This is a genomic window from Shewanella sp. FJAT-51649 (genome assembly GCF_019457435.1).
Classification (GTDB): Bacteria; Pseudomonadota; Gammaproteobacteria; order Enterobacterales; family Shewanellaceae; genus Shewanella; species Shewanella mangrovisoli.
The window spans coordinates 4454522-4473661 of record NZ_CP080411.1; the positions used below are offsets into that span (position 1 = coordinate 4454522).

At 46.1% G+C, this 19140-nt stretch carries 21 protein-coding genes and 1 other RNA gene; 11 read left to right on the forward strand and 11 right to left on the reverse strand.

Annotated features, from left to right (window positions below):
* Positions 1-15 precede the first annotated feature (15 nt).
* The 4 genes from K0H59_RS19480 (at position 16) to K0H59_RS19495 (ending at position 4415) form a co-directional block, all read left to right on the forward strand.
* Positions 16-2532 (forward strand): DMSO/selenate family reductase complex A subunit, encoded by a 2517-nt coding sequence (locus tag K0H59_RS19480; protein WP_220054097.1) that lies wholly within the window; start codon positions 16-18, stop codon positions 2530-2532.
* A gap of 13 nt (positions 2533-2545) precedes the next feature.
* Positions 2546-3205: a DMSO/selenate family reductase complex B subunit gene (locus tag K0H59_RS19485; RefSeq protein ID WP_088212239.1), complete on the forward strand. Its 660-nt coding sequence runs from the start codon at positions 2546-2548 to the stop codon at positions 3203-3205.
* 64 nt (positions 3206-3269) lie between these two features.
* The gene (locus K0H59_RS19490) at positions 3270-3935 is read left to right on the forward strand and encodes a molecular chaperone (protein ID WP_088212238.1); all 666 of its coding nucleotides are present in this window, start codon (positions 3270-3272) and stop codon (positions 3933-3935) included.
* A 30-nt stretch (positions 3936-3965) separates the two neighbouring features.
* Positions 3966-4415, forward strand: a complete 450-nt coding sequence (locus K0H59_RS19495; protein WP_220054098.1) for a hypothetical protein — start codon at positions 3966-3968, stop codon at positions 4413-4415.
* Between the two features lie 313 nt (positions 4416-4728).
* Here the strand turns inward: K0H59_RS19495 and K0H59_RS19500 are convergent, their stop codons facing one another.
* The 6 genes from K0H59_RS19500 to K0H59_RS19525 form a co-directional block, all read right to left on the reverse strand.
* Positions 4729-5832, reverse strand: a complete 1104-nt coding sequence (locus K0H59_RS19500; protein ID WP_220054099.1) for a hypothetical protein — start codon at positions 5830-5832, stop codon at positions 4729-4731.
* Positions 5833-5910: 78 nt separating this feature from the next.
* Entirely contained in the window at positions 5911-6432 is a 522-nt protein-coding gene (locus K0H59_RS19505) for a helix-turn-helix domain containing protein (RefSeq protein WP_220054100.1), read from the reverse strand.
* Positions 6425-6604: a hypothetical protein gene (locus K0H59_RS19510; RefSeq protein ID WP_220054101.1), complete on the reverse strand. Its 180-nt coding sequence runs from the start codon at positions 6602-6604 to the stop codon at positions 6425-6427. The genes K0H59_RS19505 and K0H59_RS19510 overlap by 8 nt, the downstream gene beginning before the upstream one ends.
* Position 6605: 1 nt before the next feature.
* The gene (locus tag K0H59_RS19515) at positions 6606-6941 is read right to left on the reverse strand and encodes a hypothetical protein (RefSeq protein WP_169548303.1); all 336 of its coding nucleotides are present in this window, start codon (positions 6939-6941) and stop codon (positions 6606-6608) included.
* Entirely contained in the window at positions 6931-7248 is a 318-nt protein-coding gene (locus K0H59_RS19520; RefSeq protein ID WP_169548304.1) for a hypothetical protein, read from the reverse strand. The genes K0H59_RS19515 and K0H59_RS19520 overlap by 11 nt, the downstream gene beginning before the upstream one ends.
* A 184-nt stretch (positions 7249-7432) precedes the next feature.
* On the reverse strand, positions 7433-8083 hold the full coding sequence (locus K0H59_RS19525) for a recombinase family protein (RefSeq protein WP_258405864.1): 651 nt from the start codon (positions 8081-8083) through the stop codon (positions 7433-7435).
* 187 nt (positions 8084-8270) lie between these two features.
* Here K0H59_RS19525 and K0H59_RS19530 point away from each other — a divergent pair, with 187 nt between their 5' ends.
* Complete coding sequence (locus tag K0H59_RS19530; RefSeq protein ID WP_220054103.1) at positions 8271-9032, forward strand: TIGR04255 family protein; 762 nt, start codon at positions 8271-8273, stop codon at positions 9030-9032.
* 226 nt (positions 9033-9258) lie between these two features.
* The gene (locus K0H59_RS19535) at positions 9259-9783 is read left to right on the forward strand and encodes a hypothetical protein (protein ID WP_220054104.1); all 525 of its coding nucleotides are present in this window, start codon (positions 9259-9261) and stop codon (positions 9781-9783) included.
* A 23-nt stretch (positions 9784-9806) separates the two neighbouring features.
* Here the strand turns inward: K0H59_RS19535 and K0H59_RS19540 are convergent, their stop codons facing one another.
* The 3 genes from K0H59_RS19540 to rsmI all read right to left on the reverse strand — a co-directional run bounded on the left by K0H59_RS19540 (position 9807) and on the right by rsmI (position 12544).
* Positions 9807-11231, reverse strand: coding sequence for a tyrosine-type recombinase/integrase (locus tag K0H59_RS19540; RefSeq protein WP_309304153.1), 1425 nt, complete (start codon positions 11229-11231; stop codon positions 9807-9809).
* 38 nt (positions 11232-11269) lie between these two features.
* Positions 11270-11623: RNase P RNA component class A (gene rnpB, locus K0H59_RS19545), an RNA gene on the reverse strand.
* 75 nt (positions 11624-11698) lie between these two features.
* Positions 11699-12544 carry a 16S rRNA (cytidine(1402)-2'-O)-methyltransferase gene (rsmI, locus tag K0H59_RS19550; RefSeq protein ID WP_208661135.1) on the reverse strand — a complete coding sequence of 282 codons (846 nt, stop codon included), beginning with the start codon at positions 12542-12544 and terminating at the stop codon, positions 11699-11701.
* 88 nt (positions 12545-12632) lie between these two features.
* Between rsmI and K0H59_RS19555 the strand changes: the two genes are divergently transcribed.
* From K0H59_RS19555 to dolP, 4 genes are all read left to right on the forward strand, one after another.
* Positions 12633-14516 (forward strand): penicillin-binding protein activator, encoded by a 1884-nt coding sequence (locus K0H59_RS19555; protein WP_220054106.1) that lies wholly within the window; start codon positions 12633-12635, stop codon positions 14514-14516.
* Positions 14513-14839, forward strand: coding sequence for a YraN family protein (locus K0H59_RS19560; RefSeq protein WP_023266395.1), 327 nt, complete (start codon positions 14513-14515; stop codon positions 14837-14839). The genes K0H59_RS19555 and K0H59_RS19560 overlap by 4 nt, the downstream gene beginning before the upstream one ends.
* Positions 14840-14945: 106 nt before the next feature.
* Positions 14946-15539, forward strand: coding sequence for a phosphoheptose isomerase (locus tag K0H59_RS19565; protein ID WP_011070670.1), 594 nt, complete (start codon positions 14946-14948; stop codon positions 15537-15539).
* Positions 15536-16102 (forward strand): division/outer membrane stress-associated lipid-binding lipoprotein, encoded by a 567-nt coding sequence (gene dolP, locus K0H59_RS19570; protein ID WP_011624409.1) that lies wholly within the window; start codon positions 15536-15538, stop codon positions 16100-16102. Before K0H59_RS19565 ends, dolP begins: the two co-directional genes overlap by 4 nt.
* An 18-nt stretch (positions 16103-16120) precedes the next feature.
* Here the strand turns inward: dolP and K0H59_RS19575 are convergent, their stop codons facing one another.
* Complete coding sequence (locus K0H59_RS19575; protein ID WP_220054107.1) at positions 16121-17041, reverse strand: DMT family transporter; 921 nt, start codon at positions 17039-17041, stop codon at positions 16121-16123.
* Positions 17042-17161: 120 nt separating this feature from the next.
* Between K0H59_RS19575 and K0H59_RS19580 the strand changes: the two genes are divergently transcribed.
* Positions 17162-18034, forward strand: coding sequence for a LysR substrate-binding domain-containing protein (locus K0H59_RS19580; protein ID WP_220054108.1), 873 nt, complete (start codon positions 17162-17164; stop codon positions 18032-18034).
* 96 nt (positions 18035-18130) lie between these two features.
* Here K0H59_RS19580 and trpS read toward each other — a convergent pair whose 3' ends face one another.
* Complete coding sequence (gene trpS / locus K0H59_RS19585; RefSeq protein ID WP_011718615.1) at positions 18131-19129, reverse strand: tryptophan--tRNA ligase; 999 nt, start codon at positions 19127-19129, stop codon at positions 18131-18133.
* Between the last annotated feature and the right edge of the window lie 11 nt (positions 19130-19140).

Genomic DNA, 19140 nt, shown 5'->3' on the forward strand with positions numbered 1-19140 from the left:
ACAGAGGTGAAGAGAATGGAACGTAGAAGTTTTTTAAAGATGAGTGCCGCACTGAGTGCAGCGGCGGCCGTCACAGGTTGTGACTCCAGCTCGAAAGATGTCGATGTGGTACCACCAACGCCTCCGGTAACCGATGGTGAGGTCCAAACCTGGTCATCCTGCCTTGTTAACTGTGGCTCTAACTGCCCAATCAAGGTATTTACTAAAGATGGTGTGATCACGCGCGTAGAAGCCGACAATGAGACTACTGACGAATATGGCTACAACCACCAGATCCGTGCTTGTGCGCGTGGACGCTCACTCAGACAACGCACCTATGCTGCGGATCGCTTAAAGACACCCATGAAGCGTGTTGGTAAGCGCGGTGAAGGTAAATTTGTCCCCATTACTTGGGATGAAGCGGCATCAACGATTGCCAGTGAACTGCAACGTATTACCGCCGAATACACCAACCGTTCAATTTTAAAACTATACGGTTCAGGTGCTTATTACGGTTTCTCTAGCTCAAACTGCTTCAACCGCCTGCTGAATCTCAACGGTGGCTTCCTGAATATTTATGGTAACTATTCTTGGGCACAACAAATTGAAGCAGCCGCCGCCACTTGGGGTGGCAGCTCTACTAACGGCAGCTCTATGGTCTGTGTTGCCGACAGCGATCTGTTTTTAGGCATTGGTTATAACCCTAGCGAAATGCGCCAAAGCGGTTCGGGCGAAGGTTACGATTACCTGCAAGCCATTCAAAATAACCCAAGCATTGAAGTCATCATGGTCGACCCACGATATACAGACTCCATGGCGGGTAAAGAAGACCACTGGTATCCGATCCGCCCTGGCACAGATGCCGCATTTGCGGAAGCCATTGCCTATGAAATGATTTCTTCAGGCTGGGTCGATGCCAACTCTAAAGCCTTCTTAGATAAATATTGCGTTGGTTATGACAAGGCCTCACTGGAACAAACCAAAGCCGAATTCGAAGCATCGGGTGATGCGACAAAACTGGAATACGCCAAGTTTATCGATGTCGAAGAAAACTACCGCGATTACATCCTCGGCGTGGGTAAATTCACCAAGGCCAAAACACCCGCGTGGGCGGCAACCGTTTGTGGGATTTCGGAAGCCAATATCAAAGCTATCGCCCAGAAGATCATGAATGCCAAGGCACCTTATATCATCATAGGTGCAGGTGTTAACCGCCATGCGAACGGCGAACAGGCGATGCGCGCTTGCTATATGCTGCCCTTCTTAACTGGCAAAGTGGGGCAAGCAGGTGTCAACAATGGCGCCTTACCAGTACAAGGCAGCATGAGCAAATCAAGTCTATCGGGCTTGTCTAATCCGATTAAAGAATCCATTTCCTTCTTCACCTTCTCTGAAGCCATTGAGCGCGGCGCAGAAATGACCGCCCGTAAAGATGGTGTAAGAGGTATGGCCGATTTAGATACGCCATTGGGGCAGAATATTAAAGCCATTTTCGCCATTAACTCTAACTCACTCGTCAACCAACATGCCGACTCTAACGGGACTTCGAAGATTTTGGAGGACGATACTAAGTGTGAACTAATCGTGGTGGCCGATTGCTGGATGACACCTTCAGCACGATACGCCGATATCCTCCTGCCAGATACCAGTTGGTTAGAGTCGAATGACCTAGTCGATGGCAGCTATGCCACGGGTCTTATGGGCTACTTAGTTGCGATGAAGGCGGCAGTGAAGCCAATGTGGGAATGCAAGTCCATGTATGACATGTGCGGCCTCATTGCAGAAAAAATGGGCGTTTATCAACAGTACTCTGAAGGTAAAGATGAAGCTGCATGGTTAAATCAACTCTATGCTGGCACTTTGACAGCACCTTCAAGCGCGAACGCCATTCCAGCATTACCAAGCACCTATGAAGAAGCTCAAAAAATTGGGGTTTTCCGCGCCTTCAATGGCACCAAACGTATCGCCTTAGATAGCTATATCAATGGCGGTAAAGCTCTCGGCACACCTACTGGTAAAGTCGAATTCTACTCACTCGATTTTGCGCAAAAAGCGGCCGAATGGGAGTTTGATGCAAGCGTCAAAGGCAACTACATCACCGCATTACCCAAATACCAACCAACTTGGGAAGGCTATGAGGATGCCGACACTATAGAGACCTACCCACTGCAATTAATGGGTTATCACACCAAGGGCCGCACCCACTCCAGCTATCACAACGTGGCTTGGCTACGTGAAGCCGTTGAAGACGCAGTGTGGATGAACCCGATGGATGCCAATGCTCGTGGCTTAGCGCAGGGAGATACCGTTCATGTATGGAGCCAGCGTGGCACCATTGAAGTTCCTGTTCGCATTACCCCAAGGGTTGCGCCAGGCGTGGCGGCCCTGGGTCAAGGCGCTTGGTATACCCCAGATCCATCGGGCCGAGTCGGCCCATCCGGCCATGTAATTGATATTGGGGGCTGCATTAACACGCTTACTCGCTACCAACCTAGCCCTGCAGCAAAAGGTAACCCACAACACACTAACCGCGTGCAGATTGCTAAGGCTTAAGAGGTAAATACAAATGACTCAAGAAACACAATATGGTTTTTACTTTGACAGCAGCAAATGCACTGGATGTAAGGCGTGCCATATCGCCTGTAAAGACAGAATGACCGGTCTTATCCGCGCAAATGACGGCAATGGTAGCGTTGCCAATCTTCCTGGAGTGCTGTGGCGCCGCGTGACTGAGTACGGTGGTGGTAACTGGGGCCAAAATGCCGATGGTAGTTTCGAGCAAAACGTATTTGCATACTACACATCTATAGGCTGTAACCACTGCAGCGAGCCTGTGTGCGTAAAAGCCTGCCCGACGGGTGCCATGCATAAACGCCAAGATAACGGCTTAGTGTTGGTGGAGTCATCCATCTGTATTGGTTGTGGTAGCTGCGCAAGAGCTTGTCCCTATGACGCGCCACAATTAGATACTCAGCGTAAAGTCATGACTAAGTGTGATGGCTGTTATGACCGACTCGTCGATGGCAAAAAACCGATTTGTGTCAATGCTTGCCCATTACGGGCACTCGACTTTGACACCATGGAGAACCTAAAAGCCAAATATGGTGAAGGTGACGGGCACATTGCACCATTGCCATCGTCATCTATTACCTCTCCCAATCTGATTGTCAAAAAGAACCCAAATGCGCAATCAGGTGGGCAAGTGCTTAATTGGTCTGAAATTTAAGTCATCGGATTAATGAGGGGCATGGCGCCCCTCATTGGTTCCGTCTCGAGATAAGAGAAGAGTTATGTCAAAGATAAAAGCGGATGATTACCTGACATGGGGAGCTATCGCTAAGGTTCTGCATAATATTTTATATACCTACCCAGAAGCTCCCTTAATCGACAATTTTAAGCAGGATGAACTCCACATCAACTGGCCGCAGCTTGTGGATTCTGAATATGAAAAACAGGGGCGAACCTATCTAGGCAATTATTTAAGCCACTGGCAAAGCACTGAGGCGCAACTGACCGAGTTAAAAGTGGATTACGGACAATTGTTTTTTGGCCCAAGCGACCCTAAGGCTGCACCTTGGGGGTCAGTGTATACCGGGGAAGAACAGTCATTAAATGGTGATTCGACGCAAAAACTCATGGCCTTCTATAAGGCACATAATATCGAATTCACATTAGAGAGAAACGAGCCGATAGATCATATTGGTTTGATTTTACTGACATTAGAATATTTATGTAACCAACTTGCGGCCACGCCCGAAGACAAAAATGTCCTCGGAACCTGCACGCTACTATTACAACAGCATCTACAGCCCTGGGCGGATCGCTGCCTCGAATTAGCGGAGCAACATGCCGACAGCGAATTTTATAGAGGCATTGCTATCTTGAGCCGAGTCTATCTCGAGCATGTATCTCAACAGCTCGGGATCATAAAGCAGCAATCCATGCTCTTTCGTTAACAACGGATAGAAAGGTGATGAGTCAACAGTATGAGCGTTATCCACTCTATTGCCCATCAATGGGATAAGGCAGAATTTGCCCATCAACTGGAACGGTATATTGCATCGAATCGAGATGCGATGCGACTCTTTATCGGCGCGACTGGCTGCCAAACAGTATGCCACTTGATTGCGGCGATGGGAGAATTGCCCCCCAAATCAGAGGAAGGCAACTTCAATATCACCTTACCTTTGCTGCTCAACGTCTTATTGCAACGTTTTTTGCTGCTCTATGTGAAAGAGGTACAACACCAAAGCCTCACTCAGGCTGAACAGCTTATCGTCTCACTGACAGAGCTTATCGCCCAGCAGGCATCACAACAGAGCGAAGTGGATGCAGAGGTTCAGAGCAAGAGTCATATCATACTCTCGGCGATGGAAAAGCTAGTAAAGCAAAGAACGCAATTACGCCGTCAGCACTCAAATATGGGGCGTTGCTAGGCACATAACCTAGAATTGAACCCAAATAAAAAGCCCGTTTACCTAATAGATAAACGGGCTTTTTACTGAATTTAATGAGTTGGCCGATAAGCCGACTCCTCGCAGCGGAATCTGTTCAGTAATGGTAAGGGTTAAAGGCGCTTTACAATCTTTTGTGTCTCAGTTTGAGACACAAAATGTAGCACACTAAAACCAGACTACCGGATAGTCAGAATTTTGCAAACGAGTATTTAGCTGGTGTGCTTTTGGGGTGAATTTTCAAAAAATACCCCAAAAACAATGAAACGGGTGGCTTTAGGGAAACGCGTTTTTTCTAGGACTTTGAGGCCTTAGAAGCTGGTGGGGTCTTATATTTCTTTCTGAACTCTCTAGATAACTTCACTAGCTCTCTCTTTTTGTCGCTAATCATAGTTCCGAAGTTAATGAAATTAAGTCGTTGGTTATCGTTCTCATCGGTAAGTTGCTTTGACAAGTAATCTGCAATGCCGACGTCTATAGGCAATCTTCTATGGATATAATTGGAGCCTTCAGGACGCCACGTATTCATCCAATATTCAGAATTGTGCTCCTCGATTGGAGGAATCACATTCCCACTCTGTTCTTCCTCTAGAGCGGTTAAATCTGTATACCGAAACTTTGTTATGTAGCTATCTTGAATCTTAATAGCACTGTCATAATGGTTAGCATCCTTCTTGAGAAGCTCTCTCAGCGCAGGAAATCGATTTGAGGCAGACTCCTCACTGATTGTGATGATATGGGCGTGTGAGAGCTTTTTAGAGGCTTTCCCGTGTTCTAAAACAATTATGGTTGGCAATCCCCAACCTCTTTCTCTTAACTTCTTACCGTAAGCATGAGCTGAAAGATTCTTAGCCTTGGCTTTGTGAGAAAAGTATACCGTGGCTAACACTAAGCGACCTGTAACGATTCGCTTAATAATGAGGTCTTTCATCGCCAAGAATGCGTTTTCTAGTTCTCTGGAGAAAAATCTAATCTCGCCACTATTGGTAAGACAGAGCTTTGTTTCTCGTGCTCTTTTTTTCTCTTTTCTATCGATGCTAACTAGGGGCTTGTAGTGATAGCTATTGAGATGTGATCCCTTACCTTTGACTTCTGCTTTCGGAGTTTCTAACTCTTCAGCCTCATCCTGTATTAAGCAATCATCTAATTCTTGTTCTTCTAGCTCAGTTGTCTCTTGCTCTCTATCTAGTAAGTTATAGTAATGGATATTACTACCTACTGGACTATCGTCCATTCCAGCTGCTTTTGCATACTCTATAGCCCGCAACACAGCTGGGATACGGGTATTTTCCGAAGTTAAATTTTCGAAATCCAAAATCGTATTTTCATTACCATTTTTCTCGGACAAAAATTGCACACTTTCTAGGCTAGAGTGATTGGTTTCGAAGTTAGATTTCATAGCGGTTTGCTCTTATAAACTCAGTGATGTTCTAATAAAAAATTGCCTCTCGAGAGAGAGGCATCAGATAAGGCTGCATTAGGAAGCTTCTACGGTAGTGAATTTCCCTTTTACATCGAGAATTTCAACCTCTAGCATTTCTCTAACTATCAGCTCCGGTAGGTCTTCGTTGATCTCAGGTTCTTCACCTAACTTAAAGCTTGCTCTTAGGGTGTCATTTGAAAGCTTTAAGCTGGTGGCTATTGCTGACAGGGAACGTGCAATAAGTACCGCCTCTTTGGTGTCCCTTGGTGAGTCCGGTAGTTCATCCAAAAGTACATGTAATTTACAGCGTAGCTTTGACGACAAAGCTAGATCATCCATAAGCAGGGCAGATGCCTTATCTCTTATGAAATCACTAGCTAGGGAGTCTTTCAGGGCATTTTGATATTTGAGGATAACTTGCTTCTTAATTTCACCGGATTTGATACCTGCTCGCTTCTGAATGCCTCTGACGGTGTGATACGAAAGGCCGAACTGGCTTGATACAGCGGCAAGTGAGTAACCTGCCGCAATCATCGCTAAAACTTCGCCTTCGATATGGGGCGGAGTCTTAGCCAATAACTTCTCCTTCTTCGTTCAGGTTTGACCGTAATCTTAGAGTGTTTAAGCCTTCAGCTATCAGATACGCAACCAAATCCCGATACTCCATATCGGAGTGCTCAGCAAGCCCAATGATGATTTCATTCAGCTCTTTACGTATACGAATAGGGTGGCTTGTGTTGATGCTCATATTACTTCACCCCCAAGATCGGCAAGGTTACGTTTTTAGCAATATTAGCTTCACGAAGTAAGAAGTCTGCCAATGTGGATTGTTGTAGGCCGTGACCACGCCCAAAAGTAGTGCAACCAGTGAGCACCAAGGCTTCCAACGCTTTAATATCATCAAGGCCAGTGTTCTTTGCGACCTGCTTGATTGCTTTCGCTGTGACTTGATCACCAAACTTTAGGCCGTTGATGACATTCTTGAGTGCATTAAGGTTTGCAAGTGCCGAGGTTTGGTCATTCGTCTCAATGGCGTTAATGGCTGTAGAAACGAGATCTGAACAAAAGTGGATTCTATCTAACATTATTAAGTCCTTGTTTAGCTAAAGAAGCGCTGATTCGGTATAAACCACCTAAGTGTTGATATTTAGAGGTTTCCTTGACCTCCTGCTCTAACTGTCTCTGTTTCCTCTGCGCTTCTTTTTGCTTGGACTGTTGATTGATTAGTTCTTGCTCCTCGAATGAGATTTTTTGGGGTTCATTCTGCTTGTATTTATTAGCTAGTCGATAAATCTCGTACTCTGAAAGTTGATTTAAATAGCTTAATTCTAAACCTTGCTCTTGGAGATCCAGAATTAAGATATCTAGCGTTTTAGATATGTTATTTCTCATAAATTTTCTTTTACTCTCTATAAGGATAAATCTTTATGATTCAGACACCTGCATTATACACACAATGAAGAAATGTAGCTACATCACATAGCTACATCAACTGTTTGTAAGCTGTGCATAATCAGTGGATATGTAGAAAAGTAGATCTTTATCAGCGGGTTAGTGCCAGCAAAATATTTTGCTCTTATAGTTCGATCGCTTCTAATTTGATCGAGTTTTGCTTTTTTACCCTTTGGACTGTTGAAACTGAACACCCGAGCATCTCAGCAGTTTTACGAATACTCATGGTTTGCAGGTGAGTCTGAATTGCTTGGTGAAGCTTTTCATCCTTGTTTTGGCCTCCCCATGTTTTCCCTTCTGCTTTGGCTTTGGCAATGCCTTGGGCTTGTCTAACCCTTCTCGTTTCGTAATCGTCCCGAGCCATACCCGCAGCAAGGTCAATCATAAAGTTAGTGAGAGCCTTTTGGATGAAACCGGAATTCACATCGTTTGCTGTTAGTGCTGAATGTGTTTGAGGTTGGTCGGCTATCACAATGATGATCCCTTTACTCGCAATCTTGCTCTTTAAACTCTGCCAAGTTTCCCAAGGTAAGCGGCTCAAGCGATCCATCTTCTCAATGAGCAGAATGTCCCCCTCGGATGCTTCCTCAATAAGCCGATTTAGCTCTGGGCGGTCAGGGTCGTTTCCTGATACGTTTTCTTGATAAAAGGTCGTAATCTTTACGTGGTGAGCTTTAGCGAAGTCGATTAACTCCGGTTTGGCGCGTAAGCTGTCTTGATCTTTGGTTGAAGCTCGAAGGTAGGCACGAATGGTAAGATTAGGTGTATTCAGCATGTGGTGTCTCAAGTCATTACATTTAGGTGTATTCATTTGGCTCTGAAAGCCGCATTCTTACGTTATACCAAATGTATTCATTGAAGTATACATGGTGACCAATAAAGTGTGAAAATTTTACATCTTGTCTAAGAATTTTATTAATGTGATAGTATTGAGAAGTATGCTGTAACCCATTGAGATGAACATGAACCATTCATTAGAACCAATTTGCTACAATAAAAACTACCTAGTTGAGGTAGTAGCACGTATTGATTTTGCAACCCCTGCAGAGAGTTTATCTACTCCAGTACTTCCAAAAGCAGTAAGAGACATAATTACAAAAAGATATGCAATACATGAATCGAATAAAGGAGTTCGTCAAGGATTTGAAATTTCGGAACATGGAGTTAAATCTCAAAACGAAGAGTATTATCAGTGGACTTTCAGTGGTTCAGAAAGAGAAAAGAGTATCACCATCAATAAAGACTCCATTACAGTCTCACTGAAAAAATATATAGACTGGAAAGAATTTAAACTCGATGTTTTTGAGCCTATAAAATCAATCGTTGCCTGTGAATCTACCGCGTATATAGCTAGAACAGGGCTAAGATTCATTAATATTTTTGATGATGTGTTAAACACGAGACAAGATGTCGATACTTACTTCTCGCCCATGATTGCTTCGCCTATTTCCAATTTAGACAATGAAAGCAATTGCTCTAGAAGTTTTTTAATCACCGAATACCTTCACAATGAAATTAAGCTTCGGATGCAAACTGGGATTTATAACCCTGATTACCCAGCAAAAATAAAAAAACTTGATTTCATTGTAGATCTCGATGCTTATGTAGATACACCTCATGCATTTAATGAGATAGATACCTATCTTGATGACCTACATCAAAAAGTACAAATGCACTTTGAAAGTTGTATAACAGAAAATCTCAAACGTATTTTATCGACTTAAATAACTGTCATGATTAAAAACAACTACGAAGTGGAGATAAACACTTCAGAATCATATGGTTCAACAACAAACGAACCTGAGTTTGCAAGAGAAAAAGAAATAATAACTTCTATACCTCAAGCAACTAACAAGGTAAGAAAGATTATCATAAGGGGCGCATTAAAAAATGACTCTCCATCAGAGTAATAAGGATAACGTAGCTCGAGTCAGACAAGGAGATGTTTTTATGAATGTCCCCTTTTATGAGTCATATACCGAAGAAAATGGAGAGTTCGCACTCACCATGTATGAGTTTCCATATGTGGTTGTCATTACTCAAGACTGTGATTTAGAGCAAAACAAGAATGCTCGACAACAAATTGAGGAAAACTCACCCAAAATAACCAATGATAAACACTTAGTTTCTGTAATTGTTGCTCCCCTATATAACTTTGAACACTTAACCAGCGGAAAGCATCTAGAAGCTATAGGTATAGAAACTCAAGTCCTTAATTCCAGCTTAAAAAGACCAATCAAGCAAAATAGCAATCCAAGATATCATTATATTGAATTTGGCAACGATGTTATCATTCCTGACTCTGCAATCGATTTCAAACATTACTTTTCAGTTTCTTTAAATTGGCTAGAGACTAATATGGAAAATAGAATCTGTGGAATTAACCCTCTTTATAGGGAGTTAATTTCACAGAGATTTACTAGCTACTTATCGAGAATTGGTTTACCTAATGAAGAGTCAATACCTAGCAGTTGATCTGCTAGGTTTTACATTACATCTTACCAATCAATACAATCAATTACGCAGAGCAAATCCTTTAGCTCAAACTCACCTGTATAAATATCAGTAGTGCCACCTTCTGAAAGTTCATGACCAATTACAGTTTGTATTTTAGCGAGACTAATATCCTGACCTCTGGCTTTGGTCACTACCGTATGTCTCAAACTGTGGAATGAATAACGCCTCTTTTTCTGCGTCGTTTTGGGTATGCCGATCGTATCCAGACTAAGCCTAAACTTTGAGGTAATGTAATTATCAACTTTCACATCTCCAAAAAGTTTTCCCCCTATGTCCAGAGAAGACTTCTTAGCCTTATAAAATTTAATAAAACCCTTTTCAACCAGTGACTTATGTAGCGGAATCATACGTTCAGCATTCTCATTTTTTCCCTTTTCAATGAGCAAGAATAATCTGTCACAACTCTTATCAAAACGAACCGATGAAATCTTTAGATTGAAAAGATCTCCACGCCTAGCTCCAGTATACAATCCAAGCAACATAATCCATTTGTAGTCAGAACACGGCTGCGAGTTCCAGTAATCGACTACCTGACTAATTTGAGTATGAGAAAATGAAGCGTATGAACGTGATTCAAACTCGACACGAACTCCTGCCGTAGGTGCAACCTTTAACCAGCCCATTTCATCTGTCAGATATCGCGAGAACAATGACTGATAATCTTTCAATGCTTCTTTAGCTTGCTTAGATGCAACCAAATCTTCTTCGGGAACACTTCTTTCTCTTGCGGCTTCAACCGTTTCTTTGAGAGTCCAGCCACAGTAAGGCCTTTTGTTACGTCTCGGCATATTCGAAATACAGTCTAACAAATCACGAAGTTTAAATTTCGTAACCTCATAAATACTGATATCACCAAGTATCAGGAGTAAAAGGTCAAAGTTCCGCATTCGAGCATTTTTAGCAGAAACAGTTAACCCCAGTGAACCATCTTTATTTCTGCGATTTCCACGCCAAGACATGTACTGGCAAATTGCTTCAGACAATGATACATCAACATTAGGAGGGCAGGCTTGAGCATTCGGTATAACAGAATGATTTTTAACAATTATATCATCATTCTCCACCATAAAAGTGCGGACTTTTCGAGCCTCCACAGCGTCATTTTCATCATGAATTACTACATCACCGTAGATTGTTTTTATCATGGAGAAATGCATTTTCAGAGAGGTTTCAAGATTTCGAGCCATTACAACACCTTTTAATTCACAAATTTTAGATACAACTATCCTAGTGAATTCCAAAGCAACATCTGGCGATCTTGTATTTAAACTCTGCCTTAAGACGGCAGGTAATCCGGTCATATCTTGGACTACTCTCGGTACTCGATACCGCAAGTAATAGATCCCATTCCGTAGATAGGTATGGGGAATTTTTCGTGTCTCAGTTTGTAGCACATCTTGTAGCACAAAGGCCTCGCATAGCTGCGAGGCCTCTGTTTACAAGAAGGTTGAGCTGGCCGATAAGCCGGGTCCTGTCTTGGACAGTCATTCATCTAGGCCTGCAATCGCTCGCAGGCTCAAGCGACCTACCCGGTTCCAACGCGAGCCACGCCATACGGAACCCTATTTGGTCTTGCTTCGGGTGGAGTTTACCTTGCTACGGACTATTGCTAGCCGCACGGTGCGCTCTTACCGCACCCTTTCACCCTTACCACCTTAGCCGAAGCTATGATGGCGGTCTCCTCTCTGTTGCACTTGTCGTCGGTTCGCACCGCCCAGGCGTTACCTGGCACCCCGCTCTTTGAAGCCCGGACTTTCCTCCCCGCTCTTGCGAGCGCAGCGACTGTCTGGCCAACTCGGCGCGGATTATAGCCTAAGCAATCTGCGCGTACCACTGTTAATCCCGCCCATGTGTGTCTATCTCAAAGATCCGCTTATAAATCCGACTCTAAACCGAACTTATACAGAGCATTCTTTTTAAGGCCGTGAATTTGCGCGGCAATTGCAGCGGCCTTTTTGAGGGGCAATTCTTCACAGAGTAATTTCAGGGTGTTGATGGCGACAGTCGGAATGGCGTCATCATCCTCCGCGGCGCGGTGACCATGTACCATCAGCACTATCTCGCCTTTTTGCTGGTTAGGATCGCTGCTGACCGTAGCCAGCACCTCGGCCACAGGGCCTGAGAGGAAGGTCTCGAAGGTTTTAGTGACTTCCCGCGCCATCACCACTTGCCGCTCGCCGCCTAACACTTCAACCATGGTCGTCAGGCTATGCTCGATGCGGTGCGGAGATTCATAAAAAATCAGCGTGCGAGAATCTTCCTTAAGCTCGAGCAGCTTATCGGCACGCGCCTTCTCTTTAGAAGGTAAGAAACCCTCGAAGGAGAAACGATCCGACGGTAAACCCGACGCGCTTAATGCAGTAATCGCCGCGCAAGGGCCGGGTAATGGGATCACGCTAAAACCCGATTGGCGCACATGGGAGACTAAGTGATAGCCGGGGTCTGAAATCAGCGGTGTACCTGCATCGGAAATCAGCGCAATCGATTGCCCGGCGGCTAACTGCTCCACAATCCATTGGGCTCGGGCGCGCTCATTATGATCATGCAGTGCGATCGTTTTAGTGGAAATACCAAAATGACTCAATAACTTGCCGCTGTGGCGCGTATCTTCACAGGCAATCAATGCGACCTGAGTGAGCACTTCGATAGCACGTGGGCTCATGTCCCCCAGGTTACCAATGGGAGTGGGAACAATGTAGAGTGCGACGCTTTGGTCCATATATACCTCGGTAATGACAGTGCCAAGACTTTCGTCAAGCGCAAGAGAAGGTTAAACTAGAGGCAGCATCTTACCAGAGTGAAGCCCAGTGTTAAAAAGCCTGAATACAACTAAGTTCGTTTCCGTGGCCATTTTATCCGCAGTGTTGGCGGGTTGCGGCAGCCAAGCGCCCAGCTCAACCGGTACTGCCCCCACAGTGGCCACCTCTTTAGCCTCTGCTCCATTGGCGCCCAATGTGTATTTAGCACAGGCCGCGAATAGCAAAGATCCGCAGCAGCGCGACACTAGCCTGCTGCTGGCGGCGCATGCCTATATCAATGCCAATGACTATGCGGCGGCGCAGAAACTGCTGAAGTCGATGCAGCCAAGCCTGACCCAGACTCCCACTCTGGTGGCCGAGCATAAATACCTGACGGCGCGGGTATTAGAGCATACATCGACCTATGTCGAGGCGCTCAAGACCCTGAGCTATCCAAGCACTTGGGTGTTACCCGGCTGGCAAATGGCCGCGTATCATCAATTTAGAGCGCATTTATTCCAGTTGAATAAGCAACCTGTCGAACAAGTGCGCGAGCTGAGTTTATTGACCACCTATTTACCGCCCGCCGAGGCGAGTGAAGTCAATAACCAGATCTGGCAAGTGTTGCAGCCAATGCATGAGCAAACCTTGCAAACCTTTATCCGCGATGCCAACAACCCAGTATTTGCTGGTTGGTTGCAGCTCGCCTATATCGCCAAACATTATGCGGTCGACCCTAATCAACTGGTTCGTTACTTAGGCGACTGGCAAAAGCAGAATCCTTATCATCCTGCGGCAGCCAAATTGCCGACCGATTTGGATCGGGCGCTCAATGCCAAGCCTTTTATGCCGAAGAATATCGCCGTCTTGTTGCCGCTCACAGGTCAACGCGCCAGTGCAGCCAACGCGATTCGCCAAGGGATTTTGGCCAGCTATTTAGCCAAACCCAATAAGCAAGTTGCGGTCAATTTTTACGATACCGCCAATGATGCCGTCGCCGCCTATCAGCAAGCGGTAAACGCAGGCGCTGAGTTTATTATTGGCCCCTTACTGCCAAATGAAATCGATCAATTACTGGCACTGAATAACACAGCCCCCGCAACCAGCACGCCATCGGGAGCAGCACCCGCTGCGCCTACGACTCCGATAGCACCTATCCCGCAGTTGTTTTTAAACCAAACCGATAAGTTTGTGCCCGATATCAATAAGTTCTACTTTGCGCTGTCACCAGCCCAAGAAGCCGCCGATGCCGCAACGCGCATGTATCAAGATGGCGTGACTATGCCACTACTGCTTGCGAGCAACGACGCCATCGGTAAACGCATGGCAGAAAGCTTTATCCAAGCCTGGAAAAAGAAAAGCGACACCCCTATCGAAGTCTATTACTACGATGGTGGCGACAAGATGAAAACCACAGTGCAGGATGCACTCGGTGTCCGTGATAGCCAAGCGCGTATCGCGCGGATAAAGGAGCTGCTCGGCAATTCGGTACAGGCCGATTTTCGCTCACGCCAAGATATCGATGCGATCTATATGATCTCGACGCCGCAGGATTTAACCTTGCTCAAGGCCTTTATCGATGTGAACTTCAGCGTCTTTACTCAACCAGTGCCGCTGTACACCTCAAGCCGCAGCCGCATCGACAACGAATCGAGCCAAACGGCGCAGGATTTAAATAACCTGACCATGAGCGATGCTCCTTGGCTAATGCAAAACAGTGAAGAAAACCTGATGGTTAACACACTATGGTCGGGCTGGAATAACGGCCAGAAACGCCTGTTCGTGATGGGTTATGATGCCATGGATTTGATCAGCAAACTGGCGCAGATGCGCTCATTCACAGGTTACCAGTTCAATGGACGTAGCGGCGTGTTATCCGTCAATCCAGACGGCGTGATTAACCGCCAATTAAGCTGGGGACGCTATCAAAGAGGCAGTTTCCGTCAACTATGACACTCGGACAGCAGGCAGAGTCGCTCGCTCAAGGTTACCTCGAACAGCAAGGTTTAACCTTTGTCGAGCGCAATGTCCGCTATCCCTTTGGTGAAATAGACCTCGTCATGCGCCATAAACACCACTGGGTATTTGTTGAAGTAAAATATCGCTCAGCAAATCAATTTGGCGGCGCAATACAAGCACTTAGCAAAGCACAAATCGGCAGGATCCGCATGGCGGCCAGCCACTATTTACAGACGCATAAACTGGATGTGCCGTGCCGATTCGACGTTGTCGCCATCGAGGACGCGCAAATCCACTGGCTAGTCGATGCCTTTTAAACGAGGCCTTCGACTCAGCTAATCGAATAATTTTTAACGCTTATGCCTCAACTCCACCGTGGAAATATGGCATCATAGCCACACTTTATCCTGAAAGGATGTATCCATGTTAGAACGCATTAAAGACAGCTTTACTGAATCTATCCAGACCAAAATCGATGCAGCCGAAGCACTGCCAGAATCCATCGCCAAAGCGGCCGAGATGATGGTGCAATGTCTTTTGGGCGGCAATAAAATTCTTGCCTGCGGTAACGGCGGCAGTGCCGGTGATGCTCAACACTTCTCGGCCGAGCTATTAAATCGCTACGAAATTGAACGTCCACCATTGCCCGCGATTGCGCTGTCAACCGACACTTCAACCATCACTGCGATTGCCAACGACTACAGCTATGATGAGATTTTCTCAAAACAAATCTTAGCCTTAGGTCAGCCCGGTGACATTCTGCTGGCGATTTCCACCAGCGGTAACTCAGGCAACGTGATTAAAGCCATGGAAGCCGCCCTGAGCCGCGATATGACTATCGTTGCCTTAACCGGTAAAGACGGTGGCGCGATGGCGGGATTACTGAGCGTCGGCGACGTGGAAATCCGTGTACCTTCTAACGTGACGGCACGCATTCAAGAAGTGCACTTACTGGTTATCCACTGTCTCTGTGACAATATCGATCGCACGCTCTTCCCGCAGGACGAACAGCAATGAGATATGCTGCCCCACTGTTAATGGTTTGCATGCTGCTGCAAGGTTGCGCCGGTGCCGTTATGGTGGGCGCAGTCAGTGGCGCCATGATGGCCAACGATGAGCGTTCGGTGAAGACTCAGCTCGACGATACCAATACCGATTTTAAGATCACCAGTGCCCTGCTAGAGCATGAAGATCTGAAGAAACAAACGAATATCACGGGTGTTTCGGTTAACGGTAATGTGCTGATGATTGGTCAAGCCCCCAACTCTATGTTGAGGGATAAGGCGATTAAGGTCGTACAAGATCTTAAGCTTGGCGGTAAAATCCACAATCAGATCCGCATCGGTAACCCGACCTCTTTCACCACCCGTAGCAATGACACTTGGGTGACAACGAAAGTGAAGGGACGCATGCTCAACGAGAAAGAGTTGGATGTCACCCGCATTAAGGTCATCACTGAAAACGGTGAAGTCTTCCTACTCGGACTCATTCACCGCTCTCAAGCCGATATGGCCGTCGATATCGCGCGTAACACCGCCGGTGTGCGTAAAGTCGTTAAAGTATTCGAATACATCGAATAACCGATTGAGCCTAAGCTCTTAGGGTTTAGGCTCGCCTTCTACCGCTTCCAGCCCTAACGCTTTTACTTGGATGTTATCCATAACCTTGGGTGACTTAGCCACCCACATGCCAATCCAAGGTAAAAACAGTGACGGCAACACAATCAATGCGGCGCCCAGCCAACTTAGGCTATCTAACCATTCATCGAATAACAGCCAGCCCAAAAAGACGATAAATAACAGGCCAGTATATTCGGCAATCGCAATATCGCTCGCCTGTGCGCGACGATAGGCCAGCACGCAGAACCAGTGATATATCAGTAAGAAGGCATTACTGAGCAGCGCTACGGCTAACAATCCCCAACTCAGGCCCTCAAGCCCCTGAAATGCCGCGATGATTAAGGTCGCAGGAATACCCAGCAGGTTATACAACATCAAGGTTAATACTGGATGCTCAGTATTTGGGACTTTTTTCAGGGTCAACTGATTGACCGCAAAGGTAAATGCCGAAAATAACACTGCCAATCCAAACCAGTTCATCTCACTCGGTCTGAGGATAATTAAGATCCCGACAAACCCGAGTAATGTACATACCACTTGCCCTGTGGTGATCCGCTCCTTTAAAAACCAATAGCCCATCAGAATAATCATCAGCGGCGCCGAGTAAAACAGGGAGCTAACCGTCGCTAAAGGCAAAGCCATTAGGCCAATAATTAAAAAAAGCGCGCCAACCGAGCCTATGTTGGCACGCCAAAGGTGGACCGAAATATGTTCCGTCTTAGGTCGCTGCGAGTACAACCAAATGGGGAGTAACATCAATACTGAGGTGATTTGTCTCACGAGTAGAAAAGTGGCCGCATTTGCATCTTCTGGCAACCATTTGATCGATACATCGTAAAAAGCACTAAATAGATTACCCACTATCAATAAAATCAAACCGATAACTACAGGGCGCTGCATTTTTTACCATCCGCAAATCTCAATGCTGGCATGATAATCCCCACAAAACTTAAGCTGAAATGATGCTTTCTCATGCTAGATGAATTAAATTCATACTAAATCTTTTAGGCGTTGAAAATCATGAGAAAGCTGCCTCCATTACGCGCACTACAAGTCTTTGAGACCGCCGCTAGACAACAGCATTTTTCCAAGGCTGCCGCCGAACTTTGCATTACCCAAAGCGCGGTTTCACACCAAGTGCGTGTATTAGAGGAATATTTTGGCGAGCAGCTTTTCGACCGTCAGGGACGAAAATTGCAACTCACGCCTAAAGGCCAAAGCTTATTTATTGAGTTAGAAAGGATTTTTAATGAGTTAAGCGATCTAAATCTCAAGATCCGCGACACCCCAAACCAACAACTCTGTTTGGCGGTGTACAGCTCTTTTGCGGTGAAATGGTTGATCCCGAGATTAGCGGATTTTAGACGCCAGTATCCCAGCGTTAAAATTCGCCTCGAGATGATCACTCAAGACCCCGATCTCAGCACCAGCACGGCCGATATCTTTATCGCGGGCAAACTTAACCAACGGGGCTATTGGCAACAGTTATTGCATAAGGAGCGGCTCATCCCTGTATGCAGCCCGAGTTTTTACCCCAAGTGGCGTGATATTAACTTGAGCAATTTCCAACAACAGGCATTGCTGATTGTGGATGAGGGGCCGCTGGGACTCGATTGGCACAAATGGTCATCGGCCCATCAGATCCCGCTGAATAACGAGCAGCAACATATTTTTAGCCATATCGTAATGGCAATTGAGGCCGCGATTGCAGGCCAAGGCCTCGCCCTCGCCCCCGATTTTATGGTGGCGGGTGATATCAGCACCAGCAGACTGGTTGCGGTTAACCTACCCGATGTTCATACGGGCTTTGAGTTTAGCTTTATCTGTAAGCAGCGCCGTCTCACAGAGCCTGCCATCGCCGCATTTTCCTCTTGGCTAAAGTCACAGGCCTAAACGCTTAACCAGCCCAATGAATAACAGACATAAAAAAGCCGACCTAAGAATGGGTCGGCTTAATCGAGTGTTGTGTAATGCGCTTTTTAGGTCAAATTACACTAACAAACCAATCTTCTCGTACACCTTTTTAAGCGTCACTTCGGCGCGAGCTTGAGCATTTTCAGCGCCCGCTCTCATCACTTGATCGAGGTAAGCACGGTCGGCACGCAGCGCACGGTAACGCTCTTGCAGCGGCTCTAACATGCCCACTACTGCTTCACCCGCTGCACCTTTTAAGTGACCATACATCTTGCCTTCAAACTCGGCTTCGAGGCTGGCAATGCTTTGGCCTGTGATACCCGACATTAAGCTCAGCAGGTTAGACACGCCTGGCTTGTTTTCCATATCGAAACGCACGACTGGCGGCTCATCACTGTCGGTCATGGCTTTTTTCAGCTTTTTCATAACCGCTTTTGGATCTTCAAGCAGGCCAATCACGTTGTTACGGTTGTCGTCCGACTTAGACATCTTCTTCAGCGGATCCTGAAGCGACATCACCTTAGCGCCATGCTCAGGGATAAAAGGCTCAGGAATGGTAAACGTCTCGCCGTACGCGTTGTTAAAGCGAGTGGCGATATCACGAGTTAATTCAAGATGTTGTTTCTGATCTTGGCCAACGGGGATTTCATTTGCTTGATACAGCAGAATATCCGCCGCCATCAGTACCGGATAACCAAACAAACCGACGTTAATATTGTTGGCGTGCTTTTGTGACTTATCCTTAAACTGCGTCATACGGCTCAATTCACCCATTTGGGTGTAGCAATTTAACGCCCAACCCAACTGGGTATGCTGTGGCACTTGGGATTGGATAAACACTGTGCTCTTCTTTGGATCGACACCGCAGGCTAAATACAGCGCGAGCGTATCTAAACAGGCTTCACGCAATGCTTGAGGGTCTTGGCGCACGGTAATGGCATGCAAATCCACCACGCAATATAGGCAGTCGTGGCTATCTTGCATGGCAACCCATTGACGCAATGCACCCATGTAGTTACCTATGGTTAATTCGCCGGACGGCTGTGCACCGCTGAGTACTATGGGTTTGGTCATTACGTCATTGC

Excerpts from the sequence above, each read along its gene's own strand:
- K0H59_RS19480 (WP_220054097.1), top strand. The coding sequence starts at position 16 with ATGGAACGTAGAAGTTTTTTAAAGATGAGTGCCGCACTGAGTGCAGCG.
- K0H59_RS19560 (WP_023266395.1), top strand. The coding sequence starts at position 14,513 with ATGACACTCGGACAGCAGGCAGAGTCGCTCGCTCAAGGTTACCTCGAA.
- K0H59_RS19575 (WP_220054107.1), bottom strand. The coding sequence starts at position 17,041 with ATGCAGCGCCCTGTAGTTATCGGTTTGATTTTATTGATAGTGGGTAAT.
- K0H59_RS19580 (WP_220054108.1), top strand. The coding sequence starts at position 17,162 with ATGAGAAAGCTGCCTCCATTACGCGCACTACAAGTCTTTGAGACCGCC.
- K0H59_RS19515 (WP_169548303.1), bottom strand. The coding sequence starts at position 6,941 with ATGTTAGATAGAATCCACTTTTGTTCAGATCTCGTTTCTACAGCCATT.
- K0H59_RS19520 (WP_169548304.1), bottom strand. The coding sequence starts at position 7,248 with ATGAGAAATAACATATCTAAAACGCTAGATATCTTAATTCTGGATCTC.
- K0H59_RS19535 (WP_220054104.1), top strand. The coding sequence starts at position 9,259 with ATGAATGTCCCCTTTTATGAGTCATATACCGAAGAAAATGGAGAGTTC.
- rsmI (WP_208661135.1), bottom strand. The coding sequence starts at position 12,544 with ATGGACCAAAGCGTCGCACTCTACATTGTTCCCACTCCCATTGGTAAC.
- K0H59_RS19500 (WP_220054099.1), bottom strand. The coding sequence starts at position 5,832 with ATGAAATCTAACTTCGAAACCAATCACTCTAGCCTAGAAAGTGTGCAA.
- K0H59_RS19490 (WP_088212238.1), top strand. The coding sequence starts at position 3,270 with ATGTCAAAGATAAAAGCGGATGATTACCTGACATGGGGAGCTATCGCT.
- trpS (WP_011718615.1), bottom strand. The coding sequence starts at position 19,129 with ATGACCAAACCCATAGTACTCAGCGGTGCACAGCCGTCCGGCGAATTA.
- K0H59_RS19495 (WP_220054098.1), top strand. The coding sequence starts at position 3,966 with ATGAGCGTTATCCACTCTATTGCCCATCAATGGGATAAGGCAGAATTT.
- K0H59_RS19485 (WP_088212239.1), top strand. The coding sequence starts at position 2,546 with ATGACTCAAGAAACACAATATGGTTTTTACTTTGACAGCAGCAAATGC.
- K0H59_RS19510 (WP_220054101.1), bottom strand. The coding sequence starts at position 6,604 with ATGAGCATCAACACAAGCCACCCTATTCGTATACGTAAAGAGCTGAAT.
- K0H59_RS19530 (WP_220054103.1), top strand. The coding sequence starts at position 8,271 with ATGAACCATTCATTAGAACCAATTTGCTACAATAAAAACTACCTAGTT.
- K0H59_RS19525 (WP_258405864.1), bottom strand. The coding sequence starts at position 8,083 with ATGCTGAATACACCTAATCTTACCATTCGTGCCTACCTTCGAGCTTCA.
- K0H59_RS19565 (WP_011070670.1), top strand. The coding sequence starts at position 14,946 with ATGTTAGAACGCATTAAAGACAGCTTTACTGAATCTATCCAGACCAAA.
- dolP (WP_011624409.1), top strand. The coding sequence starts at position 15,536 with ATGAGATATGCTGCCCCACTGTTAATGGTTTGCATGCTGCTGCAAGGT.